The following is a 20,859-nucleotide window of genomic DNA, read 5'->3' on the forward strand; positions in this document are numbered from 1 at the left end:
TTCGTCAGAACCATAGCCGGGTTCTACGCGGGAGTAGCGTCTGGGCTTGTGTCTGCAGATGAACAGCGCCTGGCGAACATGCGGGTGGACTACGGAGAGCCCGAGGACCTCGACGTCGATGCTCTGGCGGGCGGGTGGTGTGCGCTGGCGGAGCAGTGGTTGTCCGACGCGATGGCCGCGAATCTGCCCGAGCCCAACGCCATCGTGTTGGGGACGGTCGACGAGGCCGGTAGACCCGCCACCCGCACCGTGTTGTGCAAGGACTTCGACGCAGACGGGGTGGTGTTCTACACCAACTACGACTCGGACAAGGGCCGTGCGCTCACCGCGACACCGTATGCGTCGATCACCTTCCCGTGGATCGGAATTGCCCGCCAGCTCACTGTTCGCGGCCCGGTGGTTAAGGTCGACGCCGAGACCACCGAGGCGTATTGGCGCACGCGGCCCCGCGGCTCCCAGTTGGGAGCATGGGCGTCCGAGCAGTCGCGTCCCGTCGGCTCGCGGCAGGATCTGGCGGCGCGACTGGCCGAGGTGACCGCGACGTTCGACGGAATCGAGGTGCCGGTTCCGCCGAACTGGGGCGGTTTCCGTGTCCGACCGGAGACCGTCGAATTCTGGCAGGGCCGAACGAGCCGCATGCACAACCGAATTCGTCTGACGGTGGCAAGCGGTGTGATCGAGCGTCTGCAGCCGTGAGCGGATTGCGCGGCATTCTCGCCGATACCACTCCGCTGAAGACCCCGGCCTACAAGCGGTTGTGGTTGGCGAACATCGTCACCGTCATCGGGGCGCAGCTGTCCATCGTCGCTGTGCCGCAACAGGTTTTCCAGATCACGCTGAGCTCGGCCTACGTGGGCCTCACCGGCGTGTTCGCGCTGGTGCCGCTCATCGTGTTCGGTCTGTGGGGCGGGGCGCTGGCCGATGTGATGGATCGCCGCACTCTGTTGATGATCACCACCTGCGGTCTGATCGGAACGTCGGCGCTGTTCTGGCTGCAGGCGTTCCTCGACCTGAACAACGTGTGGATCATCCTGGTGCTGTTGGCCGTTCAGCAGGCATTCTTCGCGGTGAATCAGCCGACGCGCAGCGCGATTCTCCCGCGAATCCTGCCTGCCGAGCAGTTGCCTGCCGCGAACTCGCTGAACATGACGGTGATGAACTTCGGCGCTATCGCCGGTCCGCTCAGTGCCGGCATCCTCATCTACTACATCGGGCTCGAGACCCTCTATCTGATCGACACCATCGCGCTGTTCGCCACACTGTGGGCCGTGATTCGGCTACCGGGAATTCCGCCGGCGAAGTCGGGTCAGCGAGCCGGGTTGCGTTCGGTGTTCGACGGTTTCGCCTACCTCGCGACGCAGAAGGTGTTGCTGGCCTCGTTCGTCGTCGACATCATCGCGATGGTGTTCGGTATGCCCCGTGCGCTCTTCCCGCAGATCGCGCACGAGAGCTTCGGCGATCCGGCGTCGGGCGGTCCGGTGTTGGGCATGCTGTTCGCCGCGATGTCCGCGGGCGCGGTGGTCGGTGGCGTGTTCTCCGGCTGGCTGCCCCGAGTACGACGGCAGGGTCTGGCGGTGCTGATCTGCATCGTCGTGTGGGGCGCGGCGATGATCGGCTTCGGTCTGGCCGTAGGCGCGGCGACCGACGGGGCCACCACCGTCGCCCTGTGGTTCGCACTGGCGTTCCTCGCCCTCGGCGGCGGAGCCGACATGATCTCCGCAGCCTTCCGCAGCACGATGTTGCAGCAGGTCGCCACCGACGAGATGCGTGGTCGCCTGCAGGGTGTCTTCATCGTCGTGGTCGCCGGTGGTCCGCGCGTCGGCGACGTGCTGCACGGCGCGGCGGCCGCGTCCGTCGGTACCGCGGCCGCAGCGGCAGGCGGTGGAGTGCTGGTCGTCATCGGGGTGTCGATCGCCGCGCTGGCTCTTCCTGCATTCATCCGGTATCGCGTGGGTGCGGTGGTAAAGAATGGCACCCATGGCTGACGCGCAGACGTATTCGTTGACGAGTGGCAAGTATCGGGCAGACATCGCTGCCGTCGGAGCGGGCCTTCGGGTGCTCGAGTACGACGGCGCCCCGCTGACCGAGACGTGGGAGGCGGGTTCGAAGCCGCCGTTGTCGGCGGGACTGGTGTTGGCCCCGTGGCCCAATCGAACGGCCGACGGCACGTTCACGTTCGAAGGCGTCGAGCATCGGTTGGAGATCACCGAGCCTTCGCGGGGCAACGCCAGTCACGGATTCGTCCGACGTGTGGCGTGGACTCTCGTGGAACACACCGACAGTCGCGTCGAGCAGAGTGTGGACATCGGAACGCATGAGGGTTGGCCGTTCTCGGTGACGGTGACCGTGGTGCACGAGCTGTCGGCCGACGGCCTCACCGTCACCGCGTCGGCGAAGAACACCGGTGATTCACCCGCGCCGTACGGGATGGGTTTTCACACGTTCGTCAGGGTGGGAGACGCGCCGCTCGACGAGTGCACGCTCGAGCTCTCGGCCGGGACGCGGCTGCCGCTCGACCCGGTTCGCAATCTCCCCGTGGGCAATTCGGTCCCGACGGCCGATACCGAGTACGACTTCCGTCAGCCGCGAACTCTGCAGGGCGTGCAGCTGGACACTCCGTTCAGCGCGTCGCTGCCCGAGGCCGACGGCCGAGCGAACCATGTTCTTCGTGGCCCCGACGGCACCGCGACCGTGCTGTGGACCGACAGCAGCTTCGGTTGGGTCCAGGTGTTCACTGCCGATCCCGCCAACGATCAGGCCTATCCCGGTCGAGGACGGGCGTTGGCGATCGAGCCGATGACGTGCCCGCCCGATGCGTTGAACTCCGAAATCGATCTGATCGTGCTGGATCCGGGGCAATCCTGGTCCGGCACCTGGGGAATGAGGTACGAGAAGTGACCATTCTGGTGTGCGGCGAGGCGTTGGTCGATCTGGTTCCGGTGCACGAGGGGCCGCTGCTCTCGCCCAAGCTCGGTGGCGGCCCGTTCAATGTCGCCGTCGCGATAGGTCGACTGGGCTCGCCCGTGGCGTATCTCTCGCGGATCTCCCGCGACCCGTTCGGTGAGCAGATCCTGGCGAGCCTGCGCGACGCGGGAGTGGACACGACGTGGGTGCAGCGCGGCGACGAGCCGACGACGTTGGCGATGACCACGCTCGCCGAGGACGGCAGCGCCGAGTATTCGTTCTACGCCGACGGCACGGCCGACCGCCTCGTCGCCGATCCCGGCGATCTGCCCGACGAGATCAGCGTGCTCTCGTTCGGCACACTGTCACTGCTCTACGAGCCCGGTGCCTCGATGTACGCCGGCCTGCTGCACCGGGCCCGGGCGGCAGGCAAGCTGACGATGCTCGACCCGAACATTCGGCCCGCTGCCATCGACAGCACCAGCGGAGACATCACCGCCGACGGCTTTCGCGACCGGTTCCGTTCGTGGTTGCCCAGCATCGACATCCTCAAGGTGTCCGAGGACGACTCGCATTGGTTGGGGCTCGGAACCCAGGGCACAACGGTCGACGACTGGCTCGCGGCCGGGGTCACCGCGGTGGTCATGACGCGCGGCGGCGACGGAATCTCGGTGTTCACGGCGCCAGGGGAGACGTCGAGCACCGGAGTTGCCGTGGCCGAGGAGATCTCGGTGCCGGGTGTCGCGGTCGACGTCGTCGATACGATCGGCGCTGGTGACACCGTGCACGGCGCTCTGCTCAGCTTTTTGCAGAAGGAGAGCATTGTCACATCGAACGCGGTGAAAGAGATGAGCAAGCAAGATTGGCAAGAAGCGCTCGAGTTCGCCGCAAAAGCAGCGGCAATCACGGTTTCTCGACCCGGTGCCGACCCTCCCTGGGCGTCCGAGGCGTCGAGAGACTAGTTTCACTATCGACGTTAGAACTGTCCGCTTCAAGTACGTGTCCGTTACACGAGTTCGAGAGGGACCATTCGTGCCCGCTGAGAATGATGCCAAAGCCACCCTCACCTATCCCGGTGGCGAGTACTCCATGTCGATTGCCGAGGCCTCCGAGGGCAACAACGGCATCGAGCTGGGAAAGTTGCTGGCCACCACCGGCTACACGACGTTGGACGGCGGGTTCGTCAACACCGCGTCGACCAAGTCGGCCATCACCTACATCGACGGCGACGCAGGCATCCTGCGCTACCGCGGTTACCCGATCGAACAGCTCGCGGGCAAGTCGTCGTTCATCGAGGTCAGCTACCTGCTGATCTACGGTGAGCTGCCGTCCGAGGATCAGCTCGAGAAGTTCACCGACAAGATCCGTCGACACACTCTGCTGCACGAGGACCTCAAGCGGTTCTTCGACGGCTTCCCGCGCAACGCGCACCCCATGCCGGTGCTGTCGAGCGCCGTCAACGCGCTGTCGGCGTACTACCAGGATTCGCTGGACCCCAACGATCCGGAGCAGGTCGAACTCTCGACCATCCGCTTGCTGGCCAAGCTGCCCACCATCGCGGCGTACGCCTACAAGAAGTCCGTCGGCCAGCCGTTCCTGTACCCGGACAACTCCAAGAGCCTGGTCGAGAACTTCCTGCGCCTGACGTTCGGCTTCCCGGCCGAGCCGTACGAGGTCGATCCCGAGATCGTCAAGGCACTCGACATGCTGCTCATCCTGCATGCCGACCACGAGCAGAACTGCTCGACGTCGACGGTCCGCCTCGTCGGATCCTCGCAGGCCAACCTGTTCACCTCGATCTCCGGCGGCATCAATGCGCTGTGGGGCCCGCTGCACGGCGGTGCCAACCAGGCGGTGCTCGAGATGCTCGACAAGATCAAGGCCGAGGGCGGCGACGCCACGGACTTCCTGCGTCGCGTCAAGAACAAGGAAGACGGCGTCAAGCTCATGGGCTTCGGACACCGTGTGTACAAGAACTTCGACCCGCGCGCGACGCTGGTCAAGGAAACCGCGCACACGATCCTCGGCAAGCTGGGCAACGGCGACGAACTGCTCGAGATCGCGCTCAAGCTCGAAGAGACCGCGCTGACCGACGATTACTTCGTCGAGCGCAAGCTCTACCCCAACGTCGACTTCTACACCGGCCTGATCTACCGCGCGATGGGCTTCCCGCCGCGCATGTTCACGGTGCTGTTCGCGATGGGCCGTCTCCCGGGCTGGATCGCGCACTGGCGCGAGCAGAACGAGGACACGACCGGCAAGATCGGCCGTCCGCGCCAGATCTACACCGGCTACACCGAGCGCGACTACCAGGACGTCAGCTCCCGCTAGCTCCCGCTGCACAACAACGCCGCCGGCTCCCATCGGGAGTCGGCGGCGTTGTCGTGGGTGCCCCGAGTTCGCAGTTACGCAGGCAATATGTCCACTCTGTTCGGCGTAACCGCGAACTCGAAGTTATGGATGCTTTTCGGTCGAATTTCGTCCATAACTTCGAGTTCGCGGTCAGGTCATCGCTACCTCGCGCAGCACCTGTCCTGCACCGTCGCTCAGGCGCAACGTATCCGTATCCGTCGGGCCGACCACCAGGTTGCCGCCGACGGGTAGGTCGATGGTGCTGACGAATGCAGACCGCGATCCCCGAGCATCGTCGGTGGCGACGGTGTAGTCACTCGTGGTGGGGGCGTCGGTCGTGAGCGTCATCGATCGCTCGGTTGGGCTGATCTCGGCGACGATCGACGCGCCCGCCGGCAGGCGAAGAGAGGTCGATCGAACCACCCAACCGTCGGACAGGATGGAGATGTCGATCGACGCGTCGCGATCGTTGTCCGCGACGTCGGAGAGCGTGAGCCGCATCGGTGTGTCGATCGAGGCCTCCAGCAACGCTGTGTTGTCGTTGTTGATGAACGCTGACCGTCGCACCCGGTCACTGTCGGACACCGACAAGCTCCATTCGACATCGGTCAGATCGACCGGATCGTTCATGTTGTCGGTGACCAGCACCAAGTAGTCCTGGTCCTGCGCACCGACTTCGGAGCAGGAGGGGCACTGATGAACGCCGGTCATCTCGGCCAGCGGAAACAACTTCAACCGATTGTCCGGGGTCCCGGAGAACAGGTAGCTGTCGTCGGCGGGGTCCGCCGAGGTGGTGTAGTACCACGTATCGGCGACCGTATCGGTGACGATCATCTTCTCGACGCCGGGATAGTTGTTGTCGTAGATGACAATTCCGCGTTTGCTGTCGCCCAGATCGCGTATCGCGATCGGTGTCACGGCATGGCCGGACGTTCCGTCCTCGGTGTAGAAGGCGAGTAGATAGTCCTGCCCTTCGGCCCACGCGGACGTGAGTCGATCGATCACCTCGTCCACAGGTTCGGACATCTCGGAGTCGGCTGTCGGTTCGACCTCCTGGGTGTTGAAGTATCGCGCGATCACGGCATCGGTCGCGGGGGAGGGACGTGCATCGAACAGTGTTGCTCCGGGGGCGACGAAAGACGAGGTGTCGATCGCGTTGCGGTAGGCCAACCCTGCCACCGCGGCCATTCCGAAGCAGTGACCACCGTTCATTCCGTTCTCGAACACCTCCGAGGTGACCCGTCCCATCGGCGAGAGAACGCATCGGTCGCTCTCGGTTCCTGGAGTGCACACGGCATCCCCGAACAGCGATTGCATCGAGGCCGGTGTGAGCCCTTGGCCATGCTCCGCTGTCGGCGGTCCCCAGTTGGGGAAGGAGAAGCCGTCCCGCCGAACGTCGAAGCCGGACGAGGCCACGAGCGTGCCCGAACCGGGGTCCATCTCGGTGAACCCTTCCTGAGGTGAAGAACATGCCGACAGCATGACTGCGACGGCGAAAGCCACTGTGGCCCAGCGTCGGCGGGACGGGGTGGCGGAGCGGAGAACCATGGTCGACTCCTCTTTTTCGGTTGTCAATGCTCGAGTACGACCTTGAGAACTGTGACGATCAAACCGACGACGATGGCAACCAGGCCTCCGAGAATTGCCCCACGCCATTTCCTCTTGCTCGAGTGCCAGCCGCTGGCGGCTCCGAGGACGAGCAGGAACAAGAATGCGAGATCGGAAATGGTGTCGAGTGCGCCGTAGGCGGACCACAGACCGCTCACACGTCCGAGCCCGATGATGATGAGCGGCACCACTGTCAGCAGCAGGAAATGTGCTGAGTGCCAGAGCAAATGACGCCTGTCTGCACCGTCGGGCATGTGGTGGTGGCTGTTCACGTACCCCAACCACGACGAGAAGAGGTGCGCGACGGCAGTCGCGACCATCGGCCCGAGGACCATTCCTGTCGCGTCACCGAAATCGACGTCCGTATCGTCCGCTCCGACCACCATCACGGTCATGATGATCACGGTGCCGTAGATCAACGGTTCCGCGTCCAGCATCGCCCACGTCGATCGGCCTCGTCTCCAGGCGTTGTGGCCTGTATCGGGTAGCGCGCGTCCGGTCATGACTGCTCGCCGAAGACTGCGTGCTTCGGCGTGGATCCATCGAGGCCCACCGGAAGTGGTGTTCTTTTCATCGTCGAAAGTCCTTGTTCGAGAGAAGGAGTGTGTGCGTCATCGCGGATGGGGGCTCGTGTTCTCGTTCAGACGACCTCGTGTTCGGCCGGTGCCATGGGGTCGATGTGGCGTGCGGCGCGAAGGCCCGCCTCGATCGCACCCTCGACCCAGCCCGACTTGAACGTGGTGAAGTCGCCGGCCCAGTGCAGCCGGTCCACGGGCTTCTTCATCTCGTCCAACATCCAGCCGCCGTCCAGAGGTGTATCGCCGAAGGCGGCCTTGATCCAGGATTGATCGGGCCAGGAGAACTCGCCGATTTCCACGACGTCCTCGATCATTCCGGACATGTCGGCGTTGAAGGTGTTCACGAGATCTCGTGCCCGGGTTTCTTTCGGCTGGGCGAGATAGGCAGTTGCGTTGGCACCGGAAAGGTAGAAGAACGCGTTCCCGCGCCCGCCCGGCTCGTTGCCGGTGATGTCGATGAGTCTTTCCCATGGCCGGTCGGAAGCCGCCACGGGCCAACCCCGCACACCGGAATCCAGCCACGTCGGTTTCGAGGTCTGCAGATACACCTTGACGATGTCGCTCCACACCATGCCGTCGACCACCTGCCGTGCTCGATCGGGTAACGCCGGGCGGATGTCGACGTCCTTCAGGACGGTGAAGGGGATCGTCGAAATGACTTCGTCCCCAGTCCATTCGCGACCGTCCGCTGTGGTCACCTCGACGTCCGAACCGCTCTGGTCGATGACCACCACTCGAGAGCCCATGTGGATGCGGTCCTGGGGGAGCCTTTCGGCGAGGGCGCGCGGTATCCGCTCGTTTCCACCCTGCACGCGGTACAAGTTGCGGTCGCCGAAATGGTAGGCGAAGTCGGGAAGCAAACCGAGAACGCTGACTTCCAGTGTGAAACCGCCGGCCTGGGCTGCGACGAGTTTGGCGAAATCGTCCGATGCACCGGCGTCGGCGAGCAATTCACGAACGGTGAATCCGTCGAACTTGTCGGCGGCAGCCGCATCGGGCCACTCCGGGTCGATGACGGTGGTGAAGTCTGCGCCGAGCGGCACGAAATAGCTCGTGAGCATGGAACTCAGTTCGACGGTGCGTTCGGACTCGAGTAGATCCCAGGGTCGACGACCGAGCTGAGTGTTGTTGCCGCGCAGGCCATCTATCAGATATTCGGGAGCGCCGTCGTTCATCGCGACGATCGGGAGCTTCAGAGTGCTCACGTAGCCGGTGACCAACGGCATGTTCAGCCGGAAATGCCCTCCACCGCCCTCGGTGAACTGGCCGTTCTCGTATTCGACGGAGATGAGGCGACCACCGATTCGGTCCTGAGCCTCGAGAACCGTTACCTCGTGACCGCGCCGGTGCAATGCAAGTGCGGCAGTCAGACCCGACATGCCTGCACCGAGAACGAGTACGCGTTTCGGGGAAGATGATCCATCGGTACCGGTGGCGCCGCTCGCGGCGTCGTTGCTCGAGCACGCCGTCGCTGACGTCAACCCGCCCAGCATCGCCGCGATCGACCCGAGTCGTAACGCATCCCGTCGGTTGACCTGCACCATCGTCGTCTCCTTCTGAAACGATGGAAGTGCCCCGCCACTTCTCCGATTCGACAAGCGACATCACACCACGTTTTCACGACGGAGGTGACTCGAAACCGCGTTCCCGCGCCAGGTCTCACGAAAGGCCGAACCTGCACCGAGCAGGATTCGTCACGCGAAGGCGACGCGATTTTTCAATACCGGCAGGTTTGCACGCACGGCGTCGACCAGTTCGGTGTGGATGTCGATGGTCAGCATTCCGGGAGTCGCGTCCAGTTGACCGAGAATCTCACCGGTGGGGGAGCAGACGATGCTGTGGCCAACGCCCAATGGTGCATTGCCTTCGGCGGCAGCGGGTTCGGCTTGGTCGCAGGCTGCGATGAAGGTCGTCGAATCCAACGCGCGTGCGCGGGCGAGCAAGGTCCACTGATCCACTTTGCCCTCACCCGATCCCCACGACGCCGGAACGACGACGAGTTCCGCGCCGAGGTCGCCGAGTTTCTGGAACAGCGAGGGGAATCGGATGTCGTAGCAGGTGGCGAAGCCAACCCGAACTCCGGCGATATCGACCACCAGAGGGTCCGAACCCGGTGCGACGGTGTCGGATTCGGCGAATCCGAAGGCGTCGAACAGGTGAATCTTGTCGTAGCTCGCGTCGATGCCAGGGCCGGTGACGAGCAGAGTGTTGGTCACTCGGTCGTCCTCGGCGGGGGTGAACATCCCGGCGACGACGGTGATCCCTGCGTCCGACGCGATGGAGCGCACCGCGTCGGCCCATTCGCCGTCGAGAGGCTGTGCGAACTTGCGGATGGGTCCGCCGAAGCAGCGCATCGTCGCCTCCGGAAACACCACGAGGTCCGACCCGGCGTGCGCGGCTGCGCGGGCGTGGGTGTCGACGAGTTCGAGGTTCTCGATGGGGTGTTCGCCACTGGTGATCTGGGCGAGGCTGATGCGAATGGTCGAGCTCACGGTGTGACTCCTGGTTTCGTCGGGTGAAGACAGGTATACATATCGTATGCAGCCGCTGTCGGGGAGGGAGAAGGCGTATCTGTTCGTACGCGATCAGGTGCTGTCGTCACCGGCCGCCACCGGCACATTTCTGAACGAACAAGAACTCGCGACTCGAATCGGAGTGTCGCGCACGCCGGTGCGTGAGGCTCTGCTGATGTTGCAGTCCGAGGGCCTGGTCGAGATGGTCCCCAAGCGCGGTGCGCACGTGCCTGCGATGTCCGGACGGCAGATCGCCGAACTGATGGATCTGCGCGGCGTCCTCGAACGGCACGCGGCCACCCGTGCTCTGCGCGCCGGGGACGCTCCGATCGCGGCGATGCAGCATGCGCTCGTGCAGCAGGAATTGCTGATGAACTCCGACAGTGCGGATGCGCCGAAGGAGTTCATCGACTGGGACGGCACGTTCCATCAGAGTTTGATCGATTCGGCGGGGAGCGATCTTCTCTCCCGCACGTACGCCGGGCTGCGCGCTCGGCAGCTGCGGGTGGGTCTGAGTGCCCTGTTCACCGCAGCCAACCGTCAGCATCGGGTGTGCGCCGAGCACCAGGCCATCATCGACGCACTGAGTGTCGGCGACGAGGGCCTGGTGCACGAGAAGATCGACGCTCACCTCGAGGTCACACTTCAGACTCTGCTGCGCGCGTAGCCTTTTCGTGTTCCTGATTCAGTAGCACGTAGTGCTCGTCCTCGGTGGGGTCGGGATTGCGTCCCAGCGCCAGGCCGACGAGCGTCACCGCGCCGACGATCACGATGTATCCGGCGATCGGTACCCAACTGTCGGTCTTGTCGAGCAGGTACACGAAGATCAGCGGTGCCATCGCCCCGCCGAACACACCGGCGATCGTGTACGCCAACGAGCTGCCGGTGGAGCGCAGTCGCACGCTGAACTGCTCGGTGACGAACGCTGCCTGTGGCCCGTACATGAACGAGTGGAACGCCAGGCCCACAACGACTCCGAGGATCAGCAGTGGCAGAGATCCGCCGCCGATGACGAGGAAGAAGATCGCGCTCCAGGCAACGCCGCCCACGGCTGCGACGCCGTACACCAGACGCCGGTTGATGCGGTCGGAGACGGCTCCGGCCAGCGGGATCAGGCCGAGCTGGCACGCCGATCCGATCAGAATGGCCGTGAGCACTTCGCTGCGCTCGAAGCCCAGCTTCTGGGTTCCGTAGGTGATGGAGAAGACCGTGAACAGTGCGTAGATGACGTCGGGTGCGACACGAGACATGATGCCTGCCACCAGTGGTCGCAGTTCGGTCTTGAACACTTCGCTGATCGGAGCTTCGGAGCGATCGCCGCTTTCCTGAAGTGCTTTGAACACCGGGGTGTCCTCGAGCTTCAGTCGAATCCACAGACCGAACGCGACGAGTACGGCCGAGAAGAGGAATGCAACACGCCATCCCCAGGACTCGAACTGCTGGTCGGTCAACGACAGCGTCAGGATTGCGAGTGCGCCGTTGGCGAGCAGGTTGCCCGCCGGTGGTCCGATCTGCGCTGCGGAGGACCAGAAGCCGCGCTTACGGGGATCACCGTATTCACTGGAGAGCAGAACGGCTCCGCCCCACTCGCCGCCGACGGCCACGCCCTGGCAGAACCGCATGGTGACGAGAATGATCGGGGCGGCAATGCCGATGGTGTCGTAGCCGGGGATCAATCCGATGGCGAACGTCGTGACGCCGATCAGCATCAGGGTGATGACGAGCAGCTGTTTTCGGCCGATGACGTCGCCGAGTCGCCCGAAGACGAATCCACCGACCGGACGGGCGATGTACCCGACGGCGTAGGTCGAGAAGGCCAGCAATGTTCCGGTCAGTGGGTCGCTGTCCGGGAAGAAGACCAGCGGGAACACCAGCGCTGCGGCGGCCGAGTAGACGGCGAAGTCGTACCACTCCAATGCCGTTCCGGTCAGGCTGGCGGCAAAGGCCTTGGCCAGGCCCTTTCTATCCACCGAAACTGGTTCGGTCATGACGACTCCTTCGTGTGCCTGGGATCACTCTATCCGTTGTACGTGCTCCATACTTGCTGTATACAAGACGTATGCGCAAGGCTTTCGGCGTATCGGAAACAGAAAATTTACGAGGAGAGGGTCCTTACTGATGCTCACATTCACGTTGCCCGACGGCACGACCGAGTCGGTAGAAGTGACCGCGCTGCTCAATGCGGGCTATGCCGGTCGCAACCAGGAAGAGGTGGCGTCGCACATCGCCGAGCTGGCCGAACTGGGCGTACCGGCTCCGACGGTGACCCCGGCGCTGTATCCCATCTCGCCGTATCTGGCCCAGCAGACCGATGCCGTCGCCGTTCAACACGGTCGTACCTCGGGTGAGGCGGAATGGGCTCTGGTGATCTTGGGCGACACGATCGACGACGTGCTGCTCACGGTTGCCTGCGACCATACCGACCGTGACCTGGAAGTTCACAGCGTCGCGTGGAGCAAGAACGCGGCTCCCGACGTGCTCGGCACCGGTGCGTGGCGGTTGAGCGAGGTGGCCGACCGACTGGACGAGATCACCCTGACCGCGTGGGCCGACGGAGTGCTCATCCAGTCGGGAACGCTCGGTGATCTTCTCGCTCCGCAGTACTGGCTGGACGTGCTCACCGAACGTGGACTGTTCTCGCGTGGAACGGTATTGATTTCGGGCACCATCTCGATGCACCACGGGGTGAATCAGTTCTCCGACGCCTGGAAAGTGGAGATGACCGACCCTGCAAACGACAACACGTTGACCTGCGAATACAAGACGAATTTGATGCCAGCTCCGATCGGTTGACCGTCACGACGTAAAGTCGAAGCGGAATATGCCCAGAGCTTCACAGCCGGCGTCGGCGGGCCGGCATCAACCGCAGGAGACTTCAGTGACGAAGCCAGTGATCGAATTTCAGGCCGGACCGGCACCCTTGGACTTGGTGACGGTCGACCTCGTCGAGGGTGACGGCGCAGAGGCAGTTGCAGGCGGCACCGTCGAGGTGCACTACGTCGGAGTCGAGTTCGATTCGGGCGAGGAGTTCGACTCGTCCTGGAACCGCGGCGAATCCATTCAGTTCCCGTTGCGCGGGCTGATCCAGGGTTGGCAGGACGGCATTCCCGGAATGAAGGTCGGCGGACGCCGTCAGCTCACCATTCCGCCGGAGCTCGCCTACGGCCCCGCAGGCGCGGGCCATCGCCTGTCCGGCAAGACGCTCGTGTTCGTCATCGACCTGCTCGACGTCAAATAACTGCAGGTCCGGCAACGGCATTGCGTACCCGCTCGGCTTCGCGGGTGGCCGAGGAGTTGGCAGTTCCCCCTCGGGAACCCGCAAGCTTGGCGTGAATGTGCTCGGCTACCGTCACCGGTTCGTATCGGGCCACGTCGCCCGACTCGATGCACGACGGCAGTGGCGCGATCACCGCGTCGAGGTTGCCGTCGTGGAAGAACGCGGCAGAACGCCTGCGCTGGATCGTCGCGTCGGTGATCGGCGGACGCACCCGATGCAGCGTCGACATCCAGCGATCGTTGGTCAGTCTGGCTGTCAGATCTCCCAGGTTCACCAACATCGCTCCGTCCGCGGGTTGCACGTCGTGCCACCGTCGATCGGTCCCGAGAACCTGAAGACCGGGCACTCGATCGGCCCACAGCACCGTCACCAATCCGTAGTCGGTGTGTTCACTCATGCCGGTGAGTTCGGCGTCCGGCACCTGCATTCCGGGTTCGAGCGCGTAGTTGTTCATCCGCAGGGTGTCCAGCGATCGATCGGTGATGTCGGAGAACGTATTCGGTGAGACGCCGAGTGCGTCGGCGAATACCGTGGTCAGCGTCCGGGCCACGCGTGCTGCCTCCGCGAAATACTCGTCTACGGCGCGCTGGAACCCCGCAGTGTCGGGCCAGGTGTTCGGTTCGCCGGTGCCGACGTTGAAGGCCTCGAAGTAATCGTTCATGCCCGACGCCGATTCGACTCCCAGACTCAGGCTGAGCGATTCGCTCTTCGGAGCGGTGTAGCCCCGATTGCGTTCGGGCGGGCAGATGTAGGCCCGCTTCGTCGCCGAGTCGAGTCCGAAGAACGAATCCATCGCCGACGCGAGTCCGGCCACGGTGTCCTCAGGAATGCCGTGTCCGAGAATCTGCATGAAACCGACTGTGCTGCAGGCGTAATCGACGTCCTCGGCGACGCTGCGGCGGGCGGTTCCATCGGCCGTCGCGGTGGGATCACCCAGAACGTACGGGGAGATGTCGATGGTGGGGACGAAGAAATCCGACGACGTGTGCATGGGTACATGATCCTCGGCTCGGATGGCCCCGTAGGTTTCTCCCGCGTAAAGACTGCCGTACGTCAGCTGTCCTGCAGCTCCAGCACCAACCGGGCACCGCCCAGCGGACTGTCGGTGAACCAGGCCCGCCCACCGTGCAATTGGGCTTGCTGCGCCACCAGGGCGAGGCCGAGTCCCGAGCCGCCCTTGGCTGCTCGGGTGCCACGCTCGAACCGGCCGAACACCGTCTCTCGTTCGTCGAGGGGAACGCCGGATCCGTTGTCGTCGATCAGGACACGTACTGTCGCGCCCTCGCGTTCGGCGGTGATGACGATCGACGTCGCGTTGCCGTGCCGAACGGCGTTGCCGATCACGTTGTCGACGGCCAGTCGAAGGCCGGTCGGCAGAGCGCGCATGGTGATCTCGGAGTCGGCCGCGTATTCGACGCGTATGTCGAGTCCGGGATGCAGCCGCTGCGCGTCCTGGGCTGCGACGTCGCAGATGTCGATGATGTCGGTCTCGACTCTGTCGCCCTCACTGGACAATTCGCCCGATGCCAGTCGTTCCAGGGCGGTCAGCGTCGTCTCCACTCGGCCCTGCGTGCGCTCGAGATCGCCCAGGATCTCCTGCTGCTGCGCCGGCTCGAGGTCGAGGGTTCTGAGCACCTCGATGTCGGTGCGCATCGCAGTCAGTGGGGTCCGAAGCTCGTGTGCGGAGACGGCCGCGAAGTCGCGTGCGGTGTCGAGCGCGGCATTGGTGCGGTCCTGTGCCTCGTTCAGTCTGGTCAGCATGCCGCCGATCGCAACGGCGAGCGCATCGGCTTCGGTGACACCGGTGCGGGTTTCGGGCGCGGTCGGTGGTTGGGCGCTGACCTGCCGGGTCAACGTCACCAACGGTCTGACGGCCCTGCCACCGAAGAGCCAGCCCAGGCCGGTGGACACCGCGATCGCGGCGAGTCCAAGCAGGAGCACCTGCTTCTGTTGCTCGTCGGTGACCTGTTGCGCTTCGATGGCCGGCACGCCGATGGAAATCGAGATGGACGAGACCGCGGTCGATACGGCGGTGTAGACCCGGAAGCGTTGCCCGTCGACGTCCACGGTCTGCGACCCGGTATCGAGCGCGGGTAGCCGCGTCGGTGTGGACGCGACGACGATGTCGCCACTTCGGATGGTGACGGCGAACGCTCCGGAGAGCTGATCGAGGAAGGCTTCCAGCGTCGTCGAGGTCGGCACCAGCACCTGAGATGCCGTCGTCAGTCGCTCGTCGAGTTGATTGACGTTGTTGCGTGAGATGGCGACCGAGGTGACCACGGAGAGGGCCGCGACCACGAGGGTGGCGCCGAGGGTCGTGGCGGCGGCCACGCGGGCGCGCAGCGAGAAGCTCATGCGGTGTCCCGGACGACGAAGCCGACTCCGCGGACCGTGTGCAGGATTCGCGGCGAGCCGTCTGCCTCGAGTTTGCGTCGCAGATATCCGACGAACACGTCGACGACATTGGTGTCGGCGACGAAGTCGTAGCCCCAGACCAGTTCGAGCAGTCGTTCTCGCGTGAGAACGACGCCCTTGTTGCGGGCCAGGATGGCCAGCAACTCGAACTCTCGCTTGGTCAGGTCGATGTCGGCTCCGCCGCGGTGGACACGATAGCCGGGGATGTCGACCACCAGGGTTCCGACGGCGACGGCCGAGTTCGGTGCACCCGAATCTGCCACCGGCACAACCGGACCGGTGCCGCGGCGACGCAGCATGGCCCGGATCCGAGCGACGAGTTCGGCCAACACGAACGGCTTGGTGAGGTAGTCGTCGGCACCGGATTCGAGTCCGGCGATCCGATCGTCCACCGAGCTGCGAGCGCTGAGCACGCAGATGGGAATGTCGTTTCCCATGGCACGCAGCGCGGTCACCACGCTGGCACCGTCGAGCACCGGCATGTTGATGTCGAGCACGATGGCGTCGGGGGTGTAGCGCGACACCACGCCGAGCGCCTCCGCGCCGTCCGAGGCGGTGATGACGGTGAACCCGGACAGGCGCAGTCCGCGTTGCAGCGACGACAACACGTCTGCGTCGTCGTCGACGACGAGGACGGTGGCGGGGGTGCTCGGCGATTCGGTCACCGGGCCAATGCTATGCAACCCAGCTGTCGACGGTGGTGCGGCGTTCCTCGGGTGTCTTGGCGAAGAAGTCCTCGAGGGCACTGCGGCGGCCGGTGTCGGCATCGAGTGACCACGCCAGCGCGGGTGCCTTGGCGTAGAGCTGCTCGTAGTACTTCTCGAAGGTGCAGGTGCTGTCCACCAGGGAAAGAGCGCCGGGGAAGGGGCGTGTGTTCGTCATGGTGTTCTCCTTTTCTCTTCTGTGTTTCCCAAGGTAGAGCCCCATGTTGCGGCCATGGTGAGTCGTCGTTGGCGGTTCTCTGAGAATCGAACGAGCGAGGGAGGGATTGCTCGGGGCGGGGGTGGGTAAGACTGACAGCATGTCGATCGTCTGGTTTCGCCGTGATCTCCGTCTGGGGGATCTGCCCACCCTCACCGCCGCTGCCGAGTCGGGAGATCCGGTGCTCGGACTCTTCGTGCTCGACGATCGTCTGCTGAAGCCCTCCGGCGGGCCGCGCAAGGATTTCCTGTTCCGCTCGCTCGAAGCACTCGACGAGCAACTCGGCGGTCGGCTGATGGTGGTGCACGGTGACCCCGAGACGGTGGTCCCGAAGGTGGCGAAGGCGATCGGCAGCGAGGACGTGCACATCAGTGCCGATTACGGCCCCTATGGGCGCGAGCGCGACGCACGGGTCGGCGAGAAGGTGACCCTGGTCGAGACCGGGTCTCCGTATGCAGTTGCCCCCGGGCGGATCCTCAAGAACGACGGGGAGCCGTACAAGGTGTTCACGCCGTACTCACGGCAGTGGATGGACCACGGTTGGCGCGGTCCGGCGGACACCTCGGCCGACTCCGCCGAGTGGATCGACCCGGACGAGGTCAAAGGTGTTCGACGCGTGAAGATTCCCTCCGAGAAGGAGGCCTCCGATGCGGCAGCCGGTGAGGCAGCGGCTTCGAAGCAGTGGAAGGAATTTCTCCACGAGGTCTCGGCGTACGACGACGAGCGCAACCGTCCCGATCTCGACTCGACGAGTCGGATGTCGGTGCACTTGAAGTACGGAACCATTCACCCGCGAACGATGCTCGCCGACCTGGGCAAGCTCCGCAACGAGGGCGCGGCGTCGTATCGTCGACAGATCTGCTGGCGAGACTTCTACGGCGACATCCTCTTTCAGCGTCCCGACAGTGCGCGTGAGAACTACGTCAAGAAGTTCGATGCGATCGAACTGGACTCGGGCAAGCACGCCGACGAGCTGTTCGAGGCCTGGTGCAAGGGCGAGACCGGCTTCCCGATCGTCGATGCCGGTATGCGGCAGTTGAACTCGGAGAAGTGGATGCACAATCGAGTTCGCATGATCGTCGCGTCGTTCCTGGTCAAGGATCTGCACCTGCCGTGGTGGCGGGGAGCCCGGTACTTCATGCAGCATCTCGTCGACGGAGATCTGGCCAGCAATCAGCACGGCTGGCAGTGGACGGCAGGAACCGGTACCGACGCCTCGCCGTACTTCCGAGTGTTCAATCCCATCACCCAGGGCGAGAAGTTCGATCCCACCGGCGAATACGTACGACGCTGGGTGCCGGAGTTGCGCGGTGAAGAAGGAAAAGCCGTGCACACGTTGAAGTTCGGCCGACCCAAGGAATACGTGGATCCGATTGTCGACCACAAGCACGAGCGGGAAGTGGCGATCGCACGCTTCAAGGCGCTGTAACACCTCACCGCCGTGACCCCTATCTTCTGCGGGACAACCCGACTCCCACCAGGCAGATCACTCCGCCGACCACGGCGAGGACATGCGGAACCTCGCCCCGCAGCAGCCAGGCCAGAACGATCGTGATCGGCGGGACCGCGTACGTGGTGATACCGAGCTTGCCTGCGTTCATTCGCGTCAACGCGTAGGCCCAGGTGCTGAACGCGAGTGCAGTCGGGACGAGTCCGAGGTAGATCAAGCCGCCGGTGGCACCGGCCGACGCGGACCCGAGGTCGTCGAGCAGAGCCGGTGCGAACGGCAGCGTGCAGACCATACCGATGGTGCATGCCATCCACGTGACCTGAAGTCCGGGGACGGTGCGCAGCACCGGCTTCTGGCTGAGCACTCCGATGGCATAGGTCACCGCGGACACCAGACACAGCGCGATGCCGAGGAAGTCGGCGTCCGTCTTGGTGGTGGACGTGGTGGTCACCGCCGTGACGACACCGACCATGACTGCGCCTGCGAACGCGATGCCCGCACCGATCACCAGCCACCTCGGAAAGCCCTCGCCCAGAAGCAGACCTGCGAACAGGGCAACCAGAATCGGACCGATCTGAATGATCATCGACGTCGTTCCGGCGTCGACGCGTTGCTCGGCGGCATTGAGGGCGACGTTGTAGATGCCGAACCAGAAGACACCGATACTGACGATCTGCAGCCACTGCGTGCGGTTGGGCTTGACCCACTGTTTTCTGACCAGAACTATCGCGCCGAGCGCGAACGATCCGATGAGCAATCGCCCCAATGCGAGCGGGCCTGCCCCGAAGGATTCGCCGACGCCGCGAATCGCCACGAATGCCGAGGCCCACGAGACCACCGTGATGGTGACCGCACCGAGGGCGAGCCAGTCGACGGCAGGGCGGGTGTCGAGATCTGTCATGAGCACGACGCTATCGCGCGGGACATCCCTGTGGCGCGCGGGTTTCGGCCATGGTTGCTCGTATTCCCGCCGCCTATCTGCCGAGCAACTTCTCCAACGCATCGAGTACTGCCGGATCCTCGATGGTCGACGGCACGCCGTACTCCTCACCGGCGACGATCTGCCGCATCGTCTTCCGCAGGATCTTGCCGGAGCGGGTCTTCGGCAGTGCGCCGACGATCGTCACGTCGCGGAAGGTCGCGAGTGCGCCGATCTGATCGCGCACCATGGCCACCAGTTCGGTACGCAGTTGATCCTCGGTGATGGTCTCCCCGGCCTTGAGCACCACGTAGCCGCTGGGGCGCTGGCCCTTGAGGTCGTCGTGGATACCGATGACGGCGCACTCGGCAACCGCCGGGTGACCGGCCAGTACCGCCTCCATCGATCCGGTGGACAGGCGGTGTCCGGCCACGTTGATGACGTCGTCGCTGCGGCCGAGCACGTAGACGTACCCGTCGGCGTCGATGTACCCGGAATCGCCGGTGAGGTAGTACCCCGGGAACGTGTCCAGATACGAACGCTGAAAACGCGATTCGTCGTTCCACAGCCCCACCAGAGCGCCCGGTGGCAACGGCAGCTTCACGACGATGTTGCCCTCGGTGCCTGCGTCCACCGGTGCTCCGGTCGCGTCGAGGATACCGACCTGGAATCCCGGCACCGGCACCGTCGGTGAGCCCGACTTGATCGGAAGTGGTTCGAGTCCGCGAAGATTGGCGCAGATCGCCCAGCCGGTTTCGGTCTGCCACCAGTGGTCGACCACGGGGCGGTTCAGGGTTCGCGAAATCCACTCGTACGTATCGGGATCGAGGCGTTCACCGGCGACGAACAGGGTCTCGAGCGACGAGATGTCGTACTTCTCGAGCTCGGCGGCGTGCGGGTCCACCTTACGAATGGCCCGTAGTGCCGTCGGCGCGGTGAACAAGGCTCGGACGCCGTGATCCTGAATCACTCGCCAGAATGCGCCCGCATCGGGAGTGCCGACGGGCTTGCCCTCGTAGAGAACCGTTGTGGCACCGGCGAACAGCGGCCCGTAGACGATGTACGAGTGTCCGACGACCCAGCCGACGTCGGACGCCGTCCACATCACCTGACCGGCACCCACGTCGTAGATGTTGCGCATCGACCACGTCAACGCGACGGCATGACCGCCGTTGTCGCGCACCACACCCTTGGGCTTTCCGGTCGTGCCCGAGGTGTAGAGGATGTACAGCGGATCCGTCGCCTGCACCGAAACCGGTTGGGCGGCGGTGGCGTCGGCGATGAGGGTGTCCCAGTCCAGCCAATCGTGGCCGCCGGGGATACCGTCGCGGGCCTTGACGATCACCGCGGGGACGGCCGCGGTCGTGAGAGTCAGGGCGCGTTGCACCAGCGGGAGGTATTCGATGACGCGGCCCGGCTCGAACCCGCCGTTGGCGGTGATCAGCAGGACCGGCTCTGCGTCGTCGATTCTCGCTGCCAGCTCCTTGGCTGCGAAGCCGCCGAACACCACCGAGTGCACTGCGCCGAGCCTGGCGCACGCGAGCATGGCGACAACTGCCTCGGGAATCATCGGCAGATAGATCACCACGCGGTCGCCTCGGGAGACGCCGTTGTTGCTGAGCACTCCGGCGAAACGGGCAACCTGATCGAGTAGTTCGGAGTAGGTGTAGCTGCGGGTGAGTCCGAGCATCGCCGAGTCGTAGATCAACGCGGTCCGGTCGCCGTGCCCCGCGTCGACGTGCCGATCGAGCGCGTTGAAGCAGGTGTTCAGGCGGGCTCCGGGAAACCAGTGCGAGCCGTCGAACGCAGTGGTGGGAGGGGTGTCCCAGTCGACTCCCGCCGCAGCGTCGAGCCAGAATTGCTCGCGGTTGTCGATGCTGTCGTCGAACGCCTGCCGATACTCGCCACTCATGTTGTGGAGC

At 64.4% G+C, this 20,859-nt stretch carries 20 protein-coding genes; 9 read left to right on the forward strand and 11 right to left on the reverse strand.

The features are described from left to right. Positions 1–78: 78 nt before the first annotated feature. From pdxH to CH271_RS06565, 5 genes are all read left to right on the forward strand, one after another. Complete coding sequence (pdxH, locus tag CH271_RS06545; protein ID WP_037192139.1) at positions 79–696, forward strand: pyridoxamine 5'-phosphate oxidase; 618 nt, start codon at positions 79–81, stop codon at positions 694–696. Next, positions 693–1,985, forward strand: coding sequence for an MFS transporter (locus CH271_RS06550; RefSeq protein WP_082323705.1), 1,293 nt, complete (start codon positions 693–695; stop codon positions 1,983–1,985). The genes pdxH and CH271_RS06550 overlap by 4 nt, the downstream gene beginning before the upstream one ends. Continuing rightward, positions 1,969–2,898, forward strand: coding sequence for an aldose 1-epimerase family protein (locus tag CH271_RS06555; RefSeq protein ID WP_094633050.1), 930 nt, complete (start codon positions 1,969–1,971; stop codon positions 2,896–2,898). The genes CH271_RS06550 and CH271_RS06555 overlap by 17 nt, the downstream gene beginning before the upstream one ends. Continuing rightward, on the forward strand, positions 2,895–3,866 hold the full coding sequence (locus CH271_RS06560) for a carbohydrate kinase family protein (RefSeq protein ID WP_037191725.1): 972 nt from the start codon (positions 2,895–2,897) through the stop codon (positions 3,864–3,866). The genes CH271_RS06555 and CH271_RS06560 overlap by 4 nt, the downstream gene beginning before the upstream one ends. A 70-nt stretch (positions 3,867–3,936) precedes the next feature. After that, a complete protein-coding gene (locus CH271_RS06565; protein ID WP_094633051.1) occupies positions 3,937–5,235 on the forward strand; it encodes a citrate synthase in 1,299 nt (432 codons plus the stop codon). 171 nt (positions 5,236–5,406) lie between these two features. Here the strand turns inward: CH271_RS06565 and CH271_RS06570 are convergent, their stop codons facing one another. The 4 genes from CH271_RS06570 to CH271_RS06585 form a co-directional block, all read right to left on the reverse strand. Further along, positions 5,407–6,804, reverse strand: a complete 1,398-nt coding sequence (locus CH271_RS06570) for a hypothetical protein (RefSeq protein ID WP_094633052.1) — start codon at positions 6,802–6,804, stop codon at positions 5,407–5,409. 23 nt (positions 6,805–6,827) lie between these two features. Next, complete coding sequence (locus CH271_RS06575) at positions 6,828–7,367, reverse strand: hypothetical protein (RefSeq protein WP_141216947.1); 540 nt, start codon at positions 7,365–7,367, stop codon at positions 6,828–6,830. Positions 7,368–7,504: 137 nt separating this feature from the next. Further along, positions 7,505–8,986: a flavin monoamine oxidase family protein gene (locus CH271_RS06580; protein ID WP_094633054.1), complete on the reverse strand. Its 1,482-nt coding sequence runs from the start codon at positions 8,984–8,986 to the stop codon at positions 7,505–7,507. Positions 8,987–9,136: 150 nt separating this feature from the next. Further along, positions 9,137–9,934, reverse strand: coding sequence for a carbon-nitrogen hydrolase family protein (locus tag CH271_RS06585; protein ID WP_094633055.1), 798 nt, complete (start codon positions 9,932–9,934; stop codon positions 9,137–9,139). Between the two features lie 46 nt (positions 9,935–9,980). Here CH271_RS06585 and CH271_RS06590 point away from each other — a divergent pair, with 46 nt between their 5' ends. Then, positions 9,981–10,622, forward strand: a complete 642-nt coding sequence (locus tag CH271_RS06590; protein WP_094633056.1) for a GntR family transcriptional regulator — start codon at positions 9,981–9,983, stop codon at positions 10,620–10,622. Here the strand turns inward: CH271_RS06590 and CH271_RS06595 are convergent. Further along, a complete protein-coding gene (locus CH271_RS06595) occupies positions 10,594–11,943 on the reverse strand; it encodes an MFS transporter (RefSeq protein WP_094633057.1) in 1,350 nt (449 codons plus the stop codon). The two genes, CH271_RS06590 and CH271_RS06595, sit on opposite strands and share 29 nt — an antisense overlap. 130 nt (positions 11,944–12,073) lie before the next feature. On the opposite strand from CH271_RS06595, the gene CH271_RS06600 reads away from it, so the two are divergent. Together CH271_RS06600 and CH271_RS06605 are read left to right on the forward strand one after the other, a co-directional pair. Further along, entirely contained in the window at positions 12,074–12,748 is a 675-nt protein-coding gene (locus tag CH271_RS06600) for a DUF2848 domain-containing protein (protein ID WP_037191752.1), read from the forward strand. A gap of 85 nt (positions 12,749–12,833) precedes the next feature. Further along, a complete protein-coding gene (locus tag CH271_RS06605; RefSeq protein ID WP_032377394.1) occupies positions 12,834–13,193 on the forward strand; it encodes an FKBP-type peptidyl-prolyl cis-trans isomerase in 360 nt (119 codons plus the stop codon). Here CH271_RS06605 and CH271_RS06610 read toward each other — a convergent pair. From CH271_RS06610 to CH271_RS06625, 4 genes are all read right to left on the reverse strand, one after another. After that, positions 13,186–14,223, reverse strand: a complete 1,038-nt coding sequence (locus CH271_RS06610; protein WP_037191754.1) for an isopenicillin N synthase family dioxygenase — start codon at positions 14,221–14,223, stop codon at positions 13,186–13,188. The two genes, CH271_RS06605 and CH271_RS06610, sit on opposite strands and share 8 nt — an antisense overlap. A 62-nt stretch (positions 14,224–14,285) precedes the next feature. Further along, entirely contained in the window at positions 14,286–15,587 is a 1,302-nt protein-coding gene (locus CH271_RS06615; RefSeq protein ID WP_170945727.1) for a sensor histidine kinase, read from the reverse strand. Continuing rightward, positions 15,584–16,312, reverse strand: a complete 729-nt coding sequence (locus CH271_RS06620) for a response regulator transcription factor (protein WP_094633058.1) — start codon at positions 16,310–16,312, stop codon at positions 15,584–15,586. The genes CH271_RS06615 and CH271_RS06620 overlap by 4 nt, the downstream gene beginning before the upstream one ends. 10 nt (positions 16,313–16,322) lie before the next feature. Then, positions 16,323–16,529: a hypothetical protein gene (locus CH271_RS06625; protein WP_037191758.1), complete on the reverse strand. Its 207-nt coding sequence runs from the start codon at positions 16,527–16,529 to the stop codon at positions 16,323–16,325. Between the two features lie 139 nt (positions 16,530–16,668). Here CH271_RS06625 and CH271_RS06630 point away from each other — a divergent pair, with 139 nt between their 5' ends. Beyond that, the gene (locus CH271_RS06630) at positions 16,669–17,997 is read left to right on the forward strand and encodes a cryptochrome/photolyase family protein (RefSeq protein ID WP_094633206.1); all 1,329 of its coding nucleotides are present in this window, start codon (positions 16,669–16,671) and stop codon (positions 17,995–17,997) included. Between the two features lie 19 nt (positions 17,998–18,016). On the opposite strand, the gene CH271_RS06635 is transcribed toward CH271_RS06630, so the two are convergent. Both CH271_RS06635 and CH271_RS06640 read right to left on the reverse strand, forming a co-directional pair. Next, positions 18,017–18,919 carry a DMT family transporter gene (locus CH271_RS06635; protein ID WP_094633059.1) on the reverse strand — a complete coding sequence of 301 codons (903 nt, stop codon included), beginning with the start codon at positions 18,917–18,919 and terminating at the stop codon, positions 18,017–18,019. Positions 18,920–18,992: 73 nt separating this feature from the next. Beyond that, positions 18,993–20,849, reverse strand: coding sequence for a propionyl-CoA synthetase (locus CH271_RS06640; protein WP_094633060.1), 1,857 nt, complete (start codon positions 20,847–20,849; stop codon positions 18,993–18,995). Between the last annotated feature and the right edge of the window lie 10 nt (positions 20,850–20,859).

It is taken from the genome of Rhodococcus sp. 05-340-2, from assembly GCF_002258915.1.
In the GTDB taxonomy this organism is placed as follows: Bacteria; Actinomycetota; Actinomycetes; order Mycobacteriales; family Mycobacteriaceae; genus Rhodococcoides.

What these genes read in the sequence shown, in the direction of transcription:
- CH271_RS06555 (WP_094633050.1), top strand. Translation starts at nt 1,969, where the DNA reads ATGGCACCCATGGCTGACGCGCAGACGTATTCGTTGACGAGTGGCAAG.
- CH271_RS06600 (WP_037191752.1), top strand. Translation starts at nt 12,074, where the DNA reads ATGCTCACATTCACGTTGCCCGACGGCACGACCGAGTCGGTAGAAGTG.
- CH271_RS06590 (WP_094633056.1), top strand. Translation starts at nt 9,981, where the DNA reads ATGCAGCCGCTGTCGGGGAGGGAGAAGGCGTATCTGTTCGTACGCGAT.
- CH271_RS06635 (WP_094633059.1), bottom strand. Translation starts at nt 18,919, where the DNA reads ATGACAGATCTCGACACCCGCCCTGCCGTCGACTGGCTCGCCCTCGGT.
- CH271_RS06570 (WP_094633052.1), bottom strand. Translation starts at nt 6,804, where the DNA reads ATGGTTCTCCGCTCCGCCACCCCGTCCCGCCGACGCTGGGCCACAGTG.
- CH271_RS06615 (WP_170945727.1), bottom strand. Translation starts at nt 15,587, where the DNA reads ATGAGCTTCTCGCTGCGCGCCCGCGTGGCCGCCGCCACGACCCTCGGC.
- pdxH (WP_037192139.1), top strand. Translation starts at nt 79, where the DNA reads ATGCGGGTGGACTACGGAGAGCCCGAGGACCTCGACGTCGATGCTCTG.
- CH271_RS06580 (WP_094633054.1), bottom strand. Translation starts at nt 8,986, where the DNA reads ATGGTGCAGGTCAACCGACGGGATGCGTTACGACTCGGGTCGATCGCG.
- CH271_RS06630 (WP_094633206.1), top strand. Translation starts at nt 16,669, where the DNA reads ATGTCGATCGTCTGGTTTCGCCGTGATCTCCGTCTGGGGGATCTGCCC.
- CH271_RS06575 (WP_141216947.1), bottom strand. Translation starts at nt 7,367, where the DNA reads ATGACCGGACGCGCGCTACCCGATACAGGCCACAACGCCTGGAGACGA.
- CH271_RS06640 (WP_094633060.1), bottom strand. Translation starts at nt 20,849, where the DNA reads ATGAGTGGCGAGTATCGGCAGGCGTTCGACGACAGCATCGACAACCGC.
- CH271_RS06610 (WP_037191754.1), bottom strand. Translation starts at nt 14,223, where the DNA reads ATGCACACGTCGTCGGATTTCTTCGTCCCCACCATCGACATCTCCCCG.
- CH271_RS06625 (WP_037191758.1), bottom strand. Translation starts at nt 16,529, where the DNA reads ATGACGAACACACGCCCCTTCCCCGGCGCTCTTTCCCTGGTGGACAGC.
- CH271_RS06595 (WP_094633057.1), bottom strand. Translation starts at nt 11,943, where the DNA reads ATGACCGAACCAGTTTCGGTGGATAGAAAGGGCCTGGCCAAGGCCTTT.